Source organism: Flavobacterium anhuiense, from assembly GCF_004151235.1.
Lineage (GTDB): Bacteria > Bacteroidota > Bacteroidia > Flavobacteriales > Flavobacteriaceae > Flavobacterium > Flavobacterium anhuiense_A.
In genome coordinates, this window is sequence record NZ_JUIV01000001.1 from 142,128 (window position 1) to 158,732 (window position 16,605).

13 protein-coding genes and 2 tRNA genes are annotated in these 16,605 nt (G+C 34.0%); 8 read left to right on the forward strand and 7 right to left on the reverse strand.

Annotation, left to right across the window (positions count from 1 at the left end):
• The first annotated feature begins 42 nt into the window (after nt 1-42).
• From NU08_RS00660 to NU08_RS00670, 3 genes are all read left to right on the forward strand, one after another.
• On the forward strand, nt 43-1,275 hold the full coding sequence (locus NU08_RS00660; protein WP_129745176.1) for a glycoside hydrolase family 27 protein: 1,233 nt from the start codon (nt 43-45) through the stop codon (nt 1,273-1,275).
• An 11-nt stretch (nt 1,276-1,286) separates the two neighbouring features.
• Entirely contained in the window at nt 1,287-2,252 is a 966-nt protein-coding gene (locus tag NU08_RS00665; RefSeq protein WP_129745178.1) for a glycoside hydrolase family 5 protein, read from the forward strand.
• 604 nt (nt 2,253-2,856) lie between these two features.
• A complete protein-coding gene (locus NU08_RS00670; protein WP_129745180.1) occupies nt 2,857-3,945 on the forward strand; it encodes an outer membrane beta-barrel protein in 1,089 nt (362 codons plus the stop codon).
• Between the two features lie 284 nt (nt 3,946-4,229).
• Here NU08_RS00670 and NU08_RS00675 read toward each other — a convergent pair whose 3' ends face one another.
• The 5 genes from NU08_RS00675 to NU08_RS00695 form a co-directional block, all read right to left on the reverse strand.
• Complete coding sequence (locus NU08_RS00675) at nt 4,230-5,135, reverse strand: N-acetylmuramoyl-L-alanine amidase (protein ID WP_008468146.1); 906 nt, start codon at nt 5,133-5,135, stop codon at nt 4,230-4,232.
• Nucleotides 5,136-5,163: 28 nt separating this feature from the next.
• A complete protein-coding gene (locus NU08_RS00680; protein ID WP_129745182.1) occupies nt 5,164-5,739 on the reverse strand; it encodes a hypothetical protein in 576 nt (191 codons plus the stop codon).
• A 42-nt stretch (nt 5,740-5,781) separates the two neighbouring features.
• Nucleotides 5,782-7,095 carry a 30S ribosomal protein S12 methylthiotransferase RimO gene (rimO, locus tag NU08_RS00685; protein WP_129745184.1) on the reverse strand — a complete coding sequence of 438 codons (1,314 nt, stop codon included), beginning with the start codon at nt 7,093-7,095 and terminating at the stop codon, nt 5,782-5,784.
• A gap of 208 nt (nt 7,096-7,303) precedes the next feature.
• On the reverse strand, nt 7,304-8,881 hold the full coding sequence (locus NU08_RS00690) for an OmpP1/FadL family transporter (protein WP_129745186.1): 1,578 nt from the start codon (nt 8,879-8,881) through the stop codon (nt 7,304-7,306).
• A gap of 39 nt (nt 8,882-8,920) precedes the next feature.
• Nucleotides 8,921-9,925, reverse strand: a complete 1,005-nt coding sequence (locus NU08_RS00695) for a hypothetical protein (RefSeq protein WP_129745188.1) — start codon at nt 9,923-9,925, stop codon at nt 8,921-8,923.
• 102 nt (nt 9,926-10,027) lie between these two features.
• Here NU08_RS00695 and proS point away from each other — a divergent pair, with 102 nt between their 5' ends.
• The 4 genes from proS to rpsT all read left to right on the forward strand — a co-directional run bounded on the left by proS (nt 10,028) and on the right by rpsT (nt 12,179).
• Nucleotides 10,028-11,506, forward strand: a complete 1,479-nt coding sequence (proS, locus tag NU08_RS00700) for a proline--tRNA ligase (protein ID WP_129745190.1) — start codon at nt 10,028-10,030, stop codon at nt 11,504-11,506.
• 78 nt (nt 11,507-11,584) lie between these two features.
• Nucleotides 11,585-11,656, forward strand: a tRNA-Glu gene (locus NU08_RS00705).
• Between the two features lie 45 nt (nt 11,657-11,701).
• Nucleotides 11,702-11,773: transfer RNA gene (locus NU08_RS00710), tRNA-Glu, on the forward strand.
• Nucleotides 11,774-11,927: 154 nt separating this feature from the next.
• Complete coding sequence (gene rpsT, locus NU08_RS00715; protein ID WP_091492106.1) at nt 11,928-12,179, forward strand: 30S ribosomal protein S20; 252 nt, start codon at nt 11,928-11,930, stop codon at nt 12,177-12,179.
• 222 nt (nt 12,180-12,401) lie between these two features.
• On the opposite strand, the gene NU08_RS00720 is transcribed toward rpsT, so the two are convergent.
• Both NU08_RS00720 and NU08_RS00725 read right to left on the reverse strand, forming a co-directional pair.
• Complete coding sequence (locus tag NU08_RS00720; protein ID WP_129745192.1) at nt 12,402-12,809, reverse strand: response regulator; 408 nt, start codon at nt 12,807-12,809, stop codon at nt 12,402-12,404.
• A gap of 5 nt (nt 12,810-12,814) precedes the next feature.
• On the reverse strand, nt 12,815-14,524 hold the full coding sequence (locus NU08_RS00725) for a PAS domain-containing sensor histidine kinase (protein ID WP_129745194.1): 1,710 nt from the start codon (nt 14,522-14,524) through the stop codon (nt 12,815-12,817).
• Between the two features lie 168 nt (nt 14,525-14,692).
• Between NU08_RS00725 and typA the strand changes: the two genes are divergently transcribed.
• Nucleotides 14,693-16,489, forward strand: a complete 1,797-nt coding sequence (typA, locus tag NU08_RS00730) for a translational GTPase TypA (RefSeq protein WP_129745196.1) — start codon at nt 14,693-14,695, stop codon at nt 16,487-16,489.
• Nucleotides 16,490-16,605 lie beyond the last annotated feature (116 nt).

A 16,605-nucleotide genomic window follows, 5' to 3' on the forward strand; every position in this document is an offset into this window, starting at 1 on the left:
AAAATTAGAGAACATCTTTTTATAATGAATTAAGTTTGTAAAATGAAAAAAATCGCTTTAATGATTGCTTTAAGTATTTCGAGTCTTGCTTTCAGCCAAGGAAATACCCATAAACAACAAGGAGGAAAATTTGAAGGATTGGCAATGACGCCTCCAATGGGCTGGAATTCGTGGAATACTTTTGCAACCAATATTGATGAAAAATTAGTAAAAGAAACTGCTGATATTATGGTTTCTTCGGGGTTAGCTGCTGCTGGATATAATTATATTGTATTAGATGATGGTTGGATGACGCACGAGCGTGATGCAAATGGCGATTTGGTTCCCGATCCAGAAAAATTTCCAAGCGGAATGAAAGCGCTTATCGATTATGTGCATAGTAAAGGTTTAAAATTTGGATTGTATAATTGTGCAGGAACCAAAACCTGTGCAGGTTATCCAGGGACAAGAGGATATGAATATCAAGATGCAAGATTTTATGCAAAACTTGGAATCGATTTTTTAAAATATGATTGGTGCAATACTGAAGGAATTACAGCAAAGGAAGCTTACACTACAATGAGCAATGCATTAAAAACAGCTGGAAGACCAATTGTTTTTAGCCTTTGCGAATGGGGAGACAATCGGCCGTGGGAATGGGGGAAACCGGTTGGGAATCTGTGGAGAATATCAGGAGATATTTATCCGTGTTTTGATTGCGAATTCAAACATCCAGAAAATTGGTCTTCTTGGGGATTTATGAAAATTGCCGATATGAGAAAAGATATTCGTAGATATTCTGGTCCAGATCATTGGAATGATTTTGATATGATGGAAGTTGGAAACGAAATGAATGATACCGAAGATAAAACGCATTTTGCCATGTGGTGTATGCTTTCGTCGCCTTTATTTACAGGTAACGATTATAGAAAAATGTCAAAAGAGACTTTGGCAATTTTGACGAATAAAGAACTTCTTGCTGTAAATCAGGATAAACTTGGAATACAAGGATTTAAATATGTTATTTTAGATGGAGTAGAAGTATGGGTAAAACCTCTTTCTGATGGAGCTTGGGCAGTGAGTTTTGTAAATAGAACAGAAACATCAAAAAAACTTAATTTCGATTGGAAGAAAAATGTCATCAAAGATGCTGATTTTGGTTATGAAGCTGATTTTAGCAAAACAATTTTCAAAATAAAAGATCTTTGGAAAAACAAAGAAATCGGAAATACAAAGAAAGTTTTTGTTGCAGAAATAGTTCCGCATGATGTTATTACCTTAAAACTAATCCCTTAAATCAATACATTATGAAATCAAAGTTTTGGTGTGCCGCCTTTTTGCTTTTGCTGTTTGTAAATATTTCAAAGGCACAATTTGTAAAAAAGCATGGACAGTTAAGTGTTCTTGGAACTCAGCTTGTAGATAAAGATAATAATCCAATTGTGCTCCGCGGATTAAGTTTTGGGTGGCATAGCATGTGGCCAAGGTTTTATAACGAGAAAGCAGTAAGCTGGTTGAAAAAGGATTTTAATTGTAATGTTGTTCGTGCCGCAATGGGAATCGAACTTGGAGATTACTCCTATATAAAGGAACCGCAATTTTCCAAAGAGAAAATAGAAGCGGTTATAAATGGCGCTATAAAATCTGATATCTATGTAATTGTAGATTGGCATAGCCATAATATAAATCTGAAAGAAGCCAAGCAGTTTTTTGCAGAGATATCAAAAAAGTATGCCAAGTATCCTAATATTATATATGAAGTATTTAATGAGCCAGATTATGAAACTTGGTGGGAAGTGAAAAATTATGCGGAAGAAGTAATTCAAGTAATTCGTGAAAACGATCCTAATAATATTATTCTAGTTGGCTGTCCGCATTGGGATCAAGATATTGATCTTCCGGCTGAAGATCCGATAAGAGGTTATGCCAACATAATGTATACTATGCATTTTTATGCTGCAACACATGGCAAAGAATTGAGAGATAGAACAGATTTGGCGATTAAGAGAGGTTTGCCGGTTTTTATTTCTGAATCTGCTGGGATGGAAGCTTCTGGCGATGGACCTCTCAATTATAAAGCTTGGCAGGAATACATGGATTGGATGGAGTCTAAAAAACTAAGTTGGATTACTTGGTCAGTATCAGATAAAGATGAAACTTGTTCTATTTTAAAAAAATCTGCTAAATCAGATGGAAAATGGAAAGATGACGATTTAAAAGAATCAGGAATTAAAGTGCGTGAATATTTAAGAAAATATAATAAAGAAGAATAAATTATTTCAAGTCATTTATATAAAAGTCAGTTCGTTTAAATGAACTGACTTTTTTTGTTTTGTTGATTTTTCTATATGATAAAATCACTCCCTAATCTTATATAAAGAAGTGTTTTGTAAGGGTTGTATTTGTAGGAATTTATTCTTCGTGAAAATAGCCTCTATTTTAATGTTTTTATTATTCTTGTTTTTGTTTGGTTTTTTAAATTTTTAATATAACCCCATATTTTTACGGGGTGTTTTGTTTTTTAAATTGTTTTACAGGTGTTTTTTGTCTAATTTTTGTAGTAATTTTTACTTTAACCTATGTAAAAATGGTAAAATTTGATTGAAATGCGTTATTGAATTTTCAAAAACAATTATCTATAAATGTCAAATCACGATTATTGGCGAATTAATTTTTGTAATCCATAATTCTTCGTCTAAAACATCAAAAAAGCACTTTTGAATTATTCTACTCATACAAAAGTTAATAAATTCGCTAATGAAAATGATGATGATTTGAAGGCGCATGAAAGGTTTTAGAAATGACTTATACTATTAAATAGATATATAAAAGATTAACTAACCAGAATCAATTAATAACTAAAAACCAATTTAAAACATGAAAAAAGCATTTCACATTTTAGCCGCGATGTTAACAAGTTCTTTTGCCTTTGCCCAAGAAGATGAAACAGCCACTCCGGCAACCACATGGGGAGGTTCTGCAGATGCGTACTATAAATATGATTTTTCAAAACAGATGAATGGATTGACGAGCTTTACCAACTCACAGAATTCATTCGAATTAGGAATGGCATCTATCGAAGCAGGTCATACTTTTGGAAAAGCTTCAGTTTTTGTAGACTTAGGTTTCGGAAAAAGAGCAGCAGAATTTTCATATAATGAAACACCAGACAAAGATGCAAGTGCAAAATTTTTAATTAAACAATTATATTTTACATATAATTTGACCGATGAATTTAAAGTAGTAGCGGGTAGTTTCGGAACCCATATCGGCTATGAAGTATTAGATGCGGTAGATAATAAAAACTACAGTATGTCTTATGCGTTTTCTTATGGACCGTTTTTTAATACAGGGGTAAAAGCACAATATACTTCTGGCAAATTTACAGCCATGTTAGGATTAACCAACCCGACAGACTTTAAATCGGCTATGGATGCGGGCTCTTATCAAAAAACGTTCATTGGACAAGTAGGATATATAGGTGATACAGGAAGCGCTTATTTGAATTTTACAACAGGAAGTACTAACCCAATACCAGGAAGTACGATTCCAGTTTCTGACGAAAATAAAACGCAATTTGATTTAACAGCTTCTAAAGCAATTTCAGATAGTTTTTCACTTGGATTAAATGCAACTTATGCTAAAACTAAAAATGATTTTGACAGTAATTTAGACGGAGATTGGTTTTCTTTGGTAGGATATGCTACTTATTCTTTCAATCCAGCATTGCTTTTAGCTTACAGAATGGAATATTTTGATGCTAAAGATGCAGCTCCAAGTTTAGGAACTTTGGCGGGATCAAATGTATTTGCTAACACTGTTTCTTTAAATTACAAAGTTGGAAAACTAACTATAATTCCTGAGCTAAGATACGATGCGGCATCTGAAGATATATTTTTAGATAAAGATGCATTGCCAACAGGCGGTAGCTTCTTTGCCTTAATTGCAACAACATACTCTTTCTAGAGATAAAGATTGATATTTTTTTTTTTTTTTTGGAGCTGTCGAAACATATTTATGTTTTGGCAGCTTTTTTATTTGTTTCAAGTTTGAAGTTTGATGTTGAATAGTTGATAATCATTCCGTAGGAATGTTTTGTCGGTAGAAATTGAATTGATGGTCAGGAGGTTACGCGTTCCGTAGGAACGTTTGATTGGTAGTCGAAAACAATAAATCTTCCATAATAAACAAAAAAAAGCGTTTCTGTATTTTTTACAGAAACGCTTTTTTTATTATTAACTGTTGAGCTTTTATTGAACCTGTTTTTTATAAATCGAATAAATCGTATCAATTGTTTTTCTATCTAAAACCGAAGTTGCATCAGTTTGAATGTAATGCAGTTTAAATGCCTGAATCGCTGCGGTTAAGTTTTTGGTGTTATAACCGATAATTCTCAATGCAGGTTCAATTTTAAAATCAAAAGGAGCTGGTTCTAAAACTTCGTCTGGCCAGATTCCGAATCCTTTTTCTGCTAAGGTTTTCCAAGGAAATAAAGCACTTGGATCTTGTTTCCTTCCAGGAGCAATATCTGCGTGACCTAAAAAGTTTTGTGTCGGAATATTGTAATCCTTTTTCAATTTGGTCAACAAAGCCACTAAACTGCTGATTTGAGCTTCCGTAAAAGGCTTGAATCCATTGTTGTCTAATTCAATACCAATAGAACAAGAGTTTAAATCGGTTGTTTTTCCCCAAGTAGAATTTCCGGCATGCCATGCTCTTAAATAATCATTGAGCATTTGCACTACTTTTCCGTTTTCAGAAATAATATAATGTGCACTTACTTGAGTTTTTGTTTTTGTAAAAGTATTAATCGTTTGCTGAAGCGAATCTTGAGCAGTATGATGAATAATAACAAAACTTGGCTTTCTTAGATTGAAGTTTACTGTACCAATCCATTCAGTGTTAATGCCGTTCTGTAAATAAGTTGAATTTGTCTTTGATAAAGTATCTTTTATAATTCTCAGCTGCTGTGCATACGAAGTATCAATAACAACAGGTGAAACTGCTGGAATTGGTTTGGCTTCTTTGCTTGTAATCTGGTTTTCTAAATTTTTTAGCTGCTGATCATAAGCTTTTTCAGTATTCTTGTACGGATTTGTAGAACAAGCACTGACAATAACAGCTAGAATCAGATAACAAAAATGTTTTTTTGTCATAATTCGTTGTTTTATAGGTTAATAACGATTATTCTGATATTTTCGTATCTGGAGTGTCTTTTACTTCTTTTGCTTCTTTTGAAGCTTCTCTAGAATCTTTATCTTTTTTCTTTTTAGATTTAGTCTTTTTCACTTCTTTTAAAGTATCCATAAAAGTTTTGTACTTTTCAATTTGGTCTGGATTTAAAAAGGCCGTAATTTTTTTATCGGTACTTTCTCGTAAAGCTTTTATCTGCTCAATTTTTTGATCTTGGTTGCTACTTTCATTTTTTAATAAAATGCCTTGCTCTCGTATACTCTCTGCCAAAACATTAGTAATAGCAATTGCTTGTAATTCATCTAGATTTACTTGCGGTTTCATTTGTTCTACAATCATTCCTGCAGTTTCTTCAGGCGGAGTTTCTTTAGGTTTGCTTTGGGAACCCTGCTGTTGTCCAGCCATCATACTTCTATCCATACCCATTCCGCCACCTCTTCCATAGCCATTGCCGTAACCACCATATCCACCACCATATCCATTATTGTATCCGCTGCCATATTGGGCAGAAACAGTAAAACTGAATAAGCTAAAAACTAAAATAAATAAAGTTTGAAAAGGTTTCATAAAAGTATTTTTATCTGTGATTAACAATTGTTCAGTGTAAATTTAAGCAGGTTCTCCGTATAAATCAAATTCTGTTGCTTCAATTATCTTGATATTAACAAATTCGCCAGTTTTTACGTAATGCTTAGAAGCATCAATAAGAACTTCATTGTCAACATCTGGGCTGTCAAATTCTGTACGTCCAACAAAATGAGCACCTTCTTTTCTGTCAATGATACATCTAAATACTTTGCCTACTTTCTCCTGATTCAAATCCCAAGAAATTTGAGATTGAAGTTCCATAATTTCGTTTGCTCTAGCTTGTTTTACATCGTCTGGAACATCATCTTCTAATAAATACGCATGAGTATTTTCCTCATGAGAATAAGCAAAACATCCCATTCTGTCAAATTTCATTTCTTGAACAAAATCTTTCAAAATTTCAAAATCTTCTTGAGTTTCACCAGGATAACCAACAATAAGAGTAGTTCTAATTGCCATTCCAGGAACTGCAGTGCGGAAATCTTTTAGCAACTGAGTTGTTTTAGCCTGAGTTGTACCACGACGCATTGATTTCAAAATAGAATCTGAGATGTGCTGTAGCGGAATATCAATATAGTTGCAAATTTTAGGTTCGCGTTTCATTACTTCCAAAACATCCATAGGGAAACCCGTAGGGAAGGCGTAGTGCAAACGAATCCATTCAATTCCTTCCACTTTTACCAAAGCTTCAAGTAATTCAGCAAGATTTCTTTTTTTATAAAGATCAAGACCGTAATACGTTAAGTCTTGAGCAATTAAGATTAATTCTTTAACCCCGTTTTTAGCTAAACCTTCTGCTTCTTTAACCAATTTCTCTATTGGCTGAGAAACGTGAGAACCTCTCATTAACGGAATCGCACAAAAACTGCAAGGTCTGTCGCATCCTTCTGCAATTTTCAAATAAGCATAATTTTTTGGAGTTGTAGTCAAACGCTCTCCAAGCAATTCGTGTTTATAGTCGGCTCCTAGAGCTTTTAATAGCTGAGGTAATTCTGTTGTTCCAAAATATTGGTCAACGTTCGGAATTTCTTTTTCTAAATCTGGTCTGTAACGTTCAGACAAACATCCTGTTACAAAAACTTTGTCAACAAGTCCTTTATCTTTTTTGTCTGCATATTCCAAAATCATATTTACCGATTCTGCTTTTGCATTATCAATAAATCCGCAAGTATTAATTACAATAATGTTTCCTTCTTTTTCTGCAGGAGCTTCATGTTCAACCTCTTTTCCATTTGCGCGAAGCTGTCCCATTAGGACTTCACTATCATATACATTTTTTGAACACCCAAGAGTGATTACGTTAATTTTGTTCTTTTTTAAAGACTTGGTTCTCATACTTTTATAAATTGGAGTGCAAAATTACACTTTTTTTATTCAAACCACACTAGTTTGCAGTTTGTTTTAGCTGTTTTTTATGAAGATGACTGGTTTGGTTGTTCGTGTTTTTTGAGTTGAATTTGAAATAAAGGTTTTTATTGAATGATAAAAAAAATCCGCCAAGTAAAACCTGACGGAAATTTCAATCATCTATTTTGATTTTTAATTACAATTCAAATAATAAAGTCATGGTGACATTGTTTAATTTCGAAGTGATGTTGGCTCCGTTTGTAAAACCTGGTGATGCTAAAAAAGCTTCTTTGGATTTTCTTTCTAAGTAAGAATAAGCTAAATCCAACTTAGTAGATCCGAAATTATATCCCAAACCAGCAGAATAGCTATTTAAATCTCCAACTGTGATTCCGTTTTTGTACGGACTTCCTTCATAACGGTATCCGCCTCGTAAACTTAGTTGTTTGATTTTGTATTCTCCACCAATACGAAGTTCGCCTGTGCTGGTAAGAGTATTGTCTATTTGGTTATTAATACCACCAAAGCCAGCGTTAGCAGGTTTGAATTTAGCGTTTCCGTAGTTTCTTATGCCGTAGTCAATACTTAGTAAACCAGATTTGCCAAATATGTATGCGGCGCTAAAAGTCCATTTATCAGGTGTTTGTAACGTGTAAGGTTCGTAGATATTTACAACGTCAGGGCTTACATTTGCATTTAAAATTGGTCCTCCTGCTGCTTGTCTTGTAGTATATACACTTTGTGTAAGTTCATCGTATAGTTCGTACCAAGTGTTAGATTCATATGCTACACCAAGTCTAAAATTATCAGTTACTTTTCCTATTGCTCCAAGTTGAAAAGAGAATCCGTTTCCGTAAGTATATAAGTCATTGTTAAAGCTTATGCTTGATATTGTTGCGTTAGATTGAAGTGGACTGTTATTGTATTCATAGAAATTTGTTGATCTTCTATAGTCTGTAATGTGAAGGTTTAAATTGGCTCCTAAGTATAATCGGTCTTTATACGATGTTGCGATATTAAAGCTTACTTTGCTATTGTAGCCTCTTGTGTATATATCATTTGTTTGGTAGTACCTGCCGTTTTTTGGAACATTTGTATAATAGGTGCTATTTGGATTGTTTGCTTCGTCAATTGCTATAATGCTTCCAAGATTACCTAATAGTGCTTGTTGTGCAGAAAAGCCGCTTAGGTTTGGGTATTGGCCGTTTGGGAAATTGGATCCTAAATATTGGTATAAATCAGATGCTGTTTCGTTTGGTTGTAAAGTAACAAATTCCTGTGGGACTGGAGCACCTCCATTGCTGTAGTTTGCATAATCTAGAAAATATCCATCTACAGAATTAGTTCCAGTTCCCGAAGAGAAAATTTCGTTATTAAAATTATTAGTGTTTTCGTATGTTGCGCCAATAGAGATTTTGTTCCATTTCACATTCGGATTATGGTTTTTAAATACAAAAACACCGCCTGCTTGGTTTAAGATAAAAGAGTTTTCTTTATCTGTGGTTTGAGGACCGAAATAGCTGGATTTGTTCTTGATGTTCTGATTGCTGAAGGAAAAACCAACTTGATTGCTGTTGAAAATTGCTGATCCAGCAGGGTTAACGCTTAAGGACGAAATGTCTCCCCCAACCGCTCCAAAAGCACCGCTCATCGCTCTATAACGTGCAGTTCCTGTAAGGTTTTCTTGGGAAAAACGCAAAGCATCTGAAACATCTTGAGAATATGACGCGCTGACAGTTAGTCCTGTTATAAATAGGAAAAGTATTTTTTTCATTTTGATTAGTTTTAGTTCGAATTTAAGTGTGCTGAGGGATTATCGTCTTCCTCCGCCACCGCCGCCAGATCTCATTCCGCCACCGCCGCCACCGCCGCTGTATGATCTAGAACCGCCTCCGCCTCCCATGCTAGGAGAGTAGCTTCTTGATGAGCCACTATTACTTGGAGTGTAGCTTCTAGAAGAGCCGCTGTTGTAGTTAGGGGTGTAACTTCTGTTTGTTGTAGTGTTTCCGCTATTGTTATAAGATCTTCTGTTACTATAGTTGTAATTAGAACCGTTGTTGTAATTTCCTCTATTTGTAAATGTAGGACTAGCAGTGCCTCTGTTTAAAGTAGAAGTTCTTCTAAAGTCAGTATAGCTGTTAGATCTATTTGTAGTGTAGTTTCTGTTTGTTGTGTAATCTCCTCTATTAGTAGTATATCCTCTATTAGTGGTGTAGTTTCTATTGGTTGTGTAACCTCTATTGGTGCTATAATTTCTGTTGTAGGCATAGTTTCTGTCTCCGTAATAAGCTGCAGAACCTCTTCTTCCATAATTGTAAGAGTAATTGTAGCCGTATCCATAATATGGATATCCCCATCCAGGATAACCCCAGCCCGGGTAGCCCCATCCTGGATATCCCCATCCGTAATAAGGGTAACCCCATCCGTAATAGCCGTAGCCATAATAAGGATAACCCCATCCAAATCCAAATGACCATGTTGGGGTAGTGTAGAAGTTTACAGAAACGTCAGAACTGCTGCTTCCCCATGCAGGATAAGCTACAGATGCAGTTTGAGTACTGTCAGAATAATTAGTATAATTGTCAACGTCAGTGAATATTTCAGTTGGTTGATTGTCGTCTTGCAATGATCTGAAATATTCCTTGTATTGGTTGTTTGTTCCATTTGTTACATATTTAACAGATGAACCACCATAAACTCCATCGTTATCATAATAAGAGGAATTTTGGTAAGAACCACATGATGCTAGCAGTAAACTCAGTAATCCAATTAAGTAAAAATGATTAGAGTTTTGGTGGAGTGAAAGGTAAGTTTTCATATCTGTGGTGTTTTTTATTGTTGCACATTACAAAATTAGTTAGTTTTGTCAAACTATTTAGTTAAAATTGTTTAAAACAAAATTTGTGCCAAAAAATATAATATGAGTAAGAACCTTACTACAAGATCAGAAGATTATTCGAAATGGTATAACGAACTGGTTGTAAAGGCAGATCTAGCTGAAAATTCAGGAGTTAGAGGATGTATGGTAATAAAACCATACGGATATGCTATTTGGGAAAAAATGCAAGCTGAGTTAGATCGTATGTTCAAAGAAACTGGACATCAAAATGCGTATTTTCCTTTGTTTGTACCGAAAAGCATGTTTGAGGCGGAGGAGAAAAATGCGGAGGGATTTGCAAAAGAATGTGCTGTTGTAACGCACTATAGATTAAAAAATGACGAGGAAAGACCAGGTAAATTAATGGTTGATCCGAATGCAAGATTAGAGGAAGAGCTTATCGTTCGTCCAACAAGTGAAGCTATTATTTGGTCTACATATAAAGGATGGGTGCAGTCTTATAGAGATTTACCTTTGTTAATTAATCAATGGGCTAATGTGGTTCGATGGGAAATGCGTACGCGTTTGTTCTTAAGAACTGCTGAGTTTTTATGGCAAGAAGGACATACAGCTCACGCTACAAAAGCAGAAGCTATTGAGGAGTCTGAAAAGATGATGAATGTTTATGCTGATTTTGCTGAGAACTTTATGGCAATTCCGGTTGTGAAAGGTTTTAAAACCGAAACAGAGCGTTTTGCTGGAGCAGATGAAACATATTGTATCGAAGCGTTGATGCAAGATGGAAAAGCATTGCAAGCTGGTACATCTCACTTCTTAGGGCAAAACTTTGCAAAAGCTTTTGATGTTAAATTTGCTAATGCTGAAGGGAAACAAGAACACGTTTGGGGAACTTCTTGGGGAGTATCTACTCGTTTGATGGGAGCACTTATCATGACGCATTCTGATGATCAGGGATTGGTATTGCCTCCAAATTTGGCTCCAATTCAAGTGGTTATTGTACCTATATATAAGACAGATGAACAGTTGGCTCAAATTACAGAAGCAGTTAAAGATTTGACGGCTAAATTGAGAAAATTGAAAATCACGGTTAAATTTGATGACAGAACAACTCAAAAACCAGGATTTAAATTTGCAGAGTGGGAATTGAAAGGAGTTCCTGTTCGAATTGCGGTTGGTCCAAAAGATTTAGAAAACGGAACTTTTGAAGTGGCAAGACGTGATAATTTGACAAAAGAGGTTGTTGCTAGCGAAAAAATCGTTGAACATGTTAATGATCTTCTAGAACAGATTCAAACGGACTTATTTACTAAAGCATTGGATTATCGTAATACTCATATTACGGAAGTAAATAATTTTGAGGAATTTAAAGAAGTTTTAGAAGGAAAAGGAGGCTTTTTATCTGCTCATTGGGATGGAACTGCTGAGACAGAAGAGAAGATAAAAGAATTGACAAAAGCGACAATTCGATGCATTCCTTTGGACGCTGTTGAAGAGGCGGGAACCTGCGTGTTTACTGGGAAACCATCCTCTAAAAGAGTGCTTTTTGCTAAGGCATATTAAAAAAAGATATATTTTTTTGCATTAGGTGTTGCGCAAATAAAAAATAGATGTATCTTTGCATCCGCAATACAGAAGCACGGTCCGTTCGTCTATCGGTTAGGACGCCAGGTTTTCATCCTGGTAAGGGGGGTTCGATTCCCCCACGGACTACAAGTTATAATATATATTGAAAAGTTTCCAACTTAGGAGAATTGAGGTCCGTTCGTCTAGGGGTTAGGACGCCAGGTTTTCATCCTGGTAACAGGGGTTCGATTCCCCTACGGACTACAAAATTAGTTGTAAATAAGTTTTGTAAAACAAAAATTGGTGTCTCGGTTTTTGTTTTATTAGTTAAAACCAAAGTGATTGTTTTACAGTTGTGGGAGGTTTTTCTTTTTTAACTAGTATTTATAATAATTATTACATCTAAAATTAAAAGAAAATGGCAAATCATAAGTCAGCATTAAAAAGAATCAGAAGTAACGAAAAGAAAAGAGTTCTTAACAGATATCAACATAAAACTACTCGTAATGCTATCAAAGCATTAAGATTAGCTACTGATAAATCTGATGCTGCTGCTAAATTATCTACTGTAATCTCTATGATTGATAAATTAGCTAAAAAGAACATCATTCATGATAATAAAGCTTCTAACTTGAAGTCTAAATTAACAAAACACGTTGCTAAATTGTAATTAAAACAATTTACTAAAAATACAAAAGTCCTCCAAAAGAGGACTTTTTTTGTTTTAATTCAGTAAATTCCAATAAAAAATAAATTCCAAATCCCAATTTTTATAAATAGTTGGAATTTGGAATTTTTTTTATTTAAGAGACTCAATATTTTAAGCCTATTTTATGTATTTAGATTTTTTGGAATTTGGAATTTTTGAATTTAAAACATTGGAATTTAAATTTTATAAATCAATTTTCTTTTTAAGATATTCCAACATTGGCTGGGTAATAGGTTTAGAAAGAAAATCTATTATAATAGGATATTTTTTTGCTTTGGCTAGATCTTCTGGGTCAATTGTAGAAGATAATACGATTACAGGAACCATATTGAATTCTCTATAATCAGGAGAAGTAAAATGATCTAAGAATTCCCATCCACCCATAATTGGCATGTTTAAATCTAAAAAAATTAATTCAGGCCTTTTCCTTGCTTTGTCGTTTGTGTATTTTAAGACATTGAAATGATGAAGGGCTTCTTCGCCGTTTTGAGCTGTAACAACTTCATGTGAAAATGAAGATTTTGAAACGACTTTTTTGCATAACATTAATGTGATAGGGTCATCATCAATGCATAAAATCTGCTCAAGCATAATAATTAATTTTTAAATGTTATCGTAAATGTTGTTCCTTTGTTGACTTCGCTGTCGATAGAGATTGTTCCTCCCATTGTTTCTACCTGCGATTTTACAAGATATAATCCTAAACCTTTGCTGTCAGGATAATTATGAAATCTTTGATAAAGTCCAAATACTTTGTCGCGATTTCTTTCAAGGTCAATTCCGATTCCGTTATCTTTGAAAGTTAAGATTGTTCTTTGTTCTATCTGTTCTGCTATAATAGATATTTTTAGTTTTCTGTTTTCCGATTTGTACTTTATAGAATTGGTTAGAAGATTCAATAAAATGCTTTCAATGTAAGCTTTGTTTGTAATAAGTTCAGGAACTTTATCAAATTTAAGCTTAATTATTGGTTTGTGTAATTCAATTTGAAACGAAAGTTGACTGAAAACATTTTCGAAAACTTCTTTTAAAGACACTTCTTCTTTTTGCATCGAAGGATTATCTTTAATAATAATAACTTTTACTAAATCATTGATGGTTTCATTTAGCAAATGTGTTGATTTTGTGAAGCCGGCTAATATTTCTTCAAGCTCTTCGTTTTCTATTGGGATATCTTCTATTAGATTTAAAAGTCCGATTAAATTAGAAAGCGGCGCTCTAAGATTGTGTGATGTAATGTAGGAGAATTGTTTTAAATCCTTATTGTTTTGAGTTAATTCTCGAATTAGATGTTCTTTTTCGGTTTCGAGCTTTTTCTCATCAGTTATGTCTCTTTGTATTGAGATCCAATGCGAAATCACTCCTTCGTTATTAAAAATAGGAATCATAGAAAAGCGTACCCAATATTCTTCTTTACTCTTGGTGTAAGTAATGGTTTCAATTAGGCATTCTTCTTCATTTTTTATCGCTTTTAGGAGTTTTTTTAATTCATCCGAATCAGATTTTGGGCCTTTAAAAATGTTTGGCGATTTTCCAATAATTTCGTTCGATTGATAACCCGACATTTGAGAAAATGCTGGATTCACGTAAACTATTTTTGGTATTTTTCTTTCAGAAGAATTGGCCTCCGTAATTAAAATAGAATCTTTGGATTGTGTAATTACAGTTTCTAAAAGCTTTAATCGTTGCTCTTCTTCTTTTTGCTTTGTAATGTCCTGAATAGCCCCAATCATTCTGATAGCTCTTCCATTTTCGTCTTTCAACAAAAAACCTCGATCCAAAACATATTTATATGACCCGTCTGCACATCTAAAACGATATTGATCCTGCCACTTCTCCGTTTTTTGTTCTATAAAAGAATATAGTTTTATTGACATACGGATACTGTCTTCTGGGTGAATTTTGTCAAACCACCATTTAGAAGTTTTGCCTACTTCCGCTGGATCGTAACCAAAAACACCTTCAATTCCTTTATTCCAATTAATACTGTCCTCTTGAATTTTCCAATCCCAGATTGTATCGCTCGTCGCTTTTGCTACAATGTCATATTTCTCATTCGATTCTTTTATTTCTTCGTTGGTTTGGTTTAGTTTTTCAAAGATGGTTATGTTTCTTTTTTTGTTTTTTGAAAGTATAAACCTGAAAACCAGTGCTGTAATTAGAATAAATATAAAGTCTTTTACTAAAGAGAGATATAGATATTCTGAAGAAGAAAAGTAGGTTGTGAGTAATTTATGACATAAAAGAGCCATAATTATCGAGATGATGGTATAAATAAGAGTAATTTGGAGAGTTTTACTTTTCATCACCTCAAATATAGTTAATTTAACTATAACAGAACGTATCTGAATGTCATTTTGAAAACGATATTTTTATGATTTATATTAACTAATTGATTGTATATACGCAAACTATGACAGAAACATTTTTTTTTAAAAAATAAAGTGTACCTTTGCGCCCATTAAAAATCACAGATGGAATCTATTAGAAACATTGCAATTATTGCCCACGTCGATCACGGTAAAACAACTTTGGTTGATAAAATTATGTATCACTGTCAGTTATTTCGTGAAAACGAAAACACAGGTGATTTAATCTTAGATAATAACGATTTAGAGCGTGAGAGAGGTATTACAATTACTTCTAAGAACGTATCGGTTCAATATAAAGGAACAAAAATCAATATTATTGACACTCCTGGCCACGCGGATTTTGGAGGTGAAGTAGAACGTGTATTGAACATGGCCGATGGTGTATGTTTGCTAGTTGATGCTTTTGAAGGGCCAATGCCTCAAACTCGTTTCGTTTTGCAAAAAGCGATCGATTTAGGATTGAAACCTTGCGTAGTTATCAATAAAGTAGATAAAGAAAACTGTACTCCTGAAGAAGTTCATGAGAAAGTTTTTGACCTAATGTTCGAATTAGGAGCTACTGAAGAGCAGTTAGATTTCCCAGCTGTTTATGGTTCTGCAAAAAACAACTGGATGTCTGATGATTGGAAAGTTCAAACGCAAAACATTGAGCCATTATTAGACATGGTTATTGCTAATGTTCCAGCTCCTAAAGTTTCTGAAGGAACTCCACAAATGTTGATCACATCTTTAGATTTCTCTTCATTTACAGGCCGTATCGCTATCGGACGTCTTGAAAGAGGTACTTTGAAAGAAGGAATGCCAATCTCTTTGGTAAAAAGAGATGGTAAAATCATCAAATCTAGAATTAAAGAATTGCACACTTTTGAAGGTTTAGGCCGTAGAAAAGTGGAAGAAGTTGTTGCTGGAGATATTTGTGCTGTTGTAGGTGTTGAAGGTTTTGAAATTGGTGATACTATCGCTGATTTTGAAAATCCAGAAGCTTTACAAACTATCGCTATCGACGAGCCAACAATGAGTATGTTATTTACAATTAACGATTCTCCTTTCTTTGGTAAAGAAGGTAAATTTGTTACTTCTAGACATATCCGTGAGAGATTAACAAAAGAGCTTGAGAAAAACTTAGCGATGAAAGTTGGAGAAACTGATTCTGCTGATAAATTCATGGTTTTTGGTCGTGGTGTACTTCACTTATCTGTTCTTATCGAAACAATGAGAAGAGAAGGATACGAGCTTCAAATTGGTCAGCCACAAGTTATCATCAAAGAAATTGATGGTGTTAAATGTGAACCAATTGAAGAATTAACAATTGACTTGCCAGAAAACCTTTCAGGTAGAGCGGTTGAATTCGTAACTATCCGTAAAGGAGAAATGCTTTCTATGGAAGGTAAAGGTGAGCGTATGATCATTAAATTCAACATTCCTTCCCGTGGAATTATCGGTTTAAGAAACCAATTGCTTACAGCTACTGCTGGTGAGGCTATTATGGCACACCGTTTCATTGGATACGAACCATACAAAGGAGAAATTCCTGGACGTAACAACGGTTCATTAATCTCTATGGAAAACGGAAAAGCAATTCCTTACTCTATCGATAAATTACAAGATCGTGGTAAATTCTTCGTTGATCCAAACGAGGATATCTATGAAGGTCAGGTAATTGGAGAAAATACTCGTAGCGATGATATGACTGTTAACGTTACTAAAACGAAAAAACTTTCTAACGTACGTTCTTCTGGAGCTGATGATAAAGCTAGAATTATTCCAGCTATCAAATTCTCTTTAGAAGAAGCTTTAGAGTATATTCAAAAAGATGAGTATGTTGAAGTTACTCCAAAATCTTTACGTTTAAGAAAGATTTATTTAAGTGAAACGGATAGAAAAAGATACAAAATCTAATTCGATTTAAATTTCAATATAAAAAATCCCAAATTCCAATTCAGGAGTTTGGGATTCTTTTTTTATGTATTAACAATCTTATTGGAATTTGAAATTTCAGAATTTGGAATTTTAAA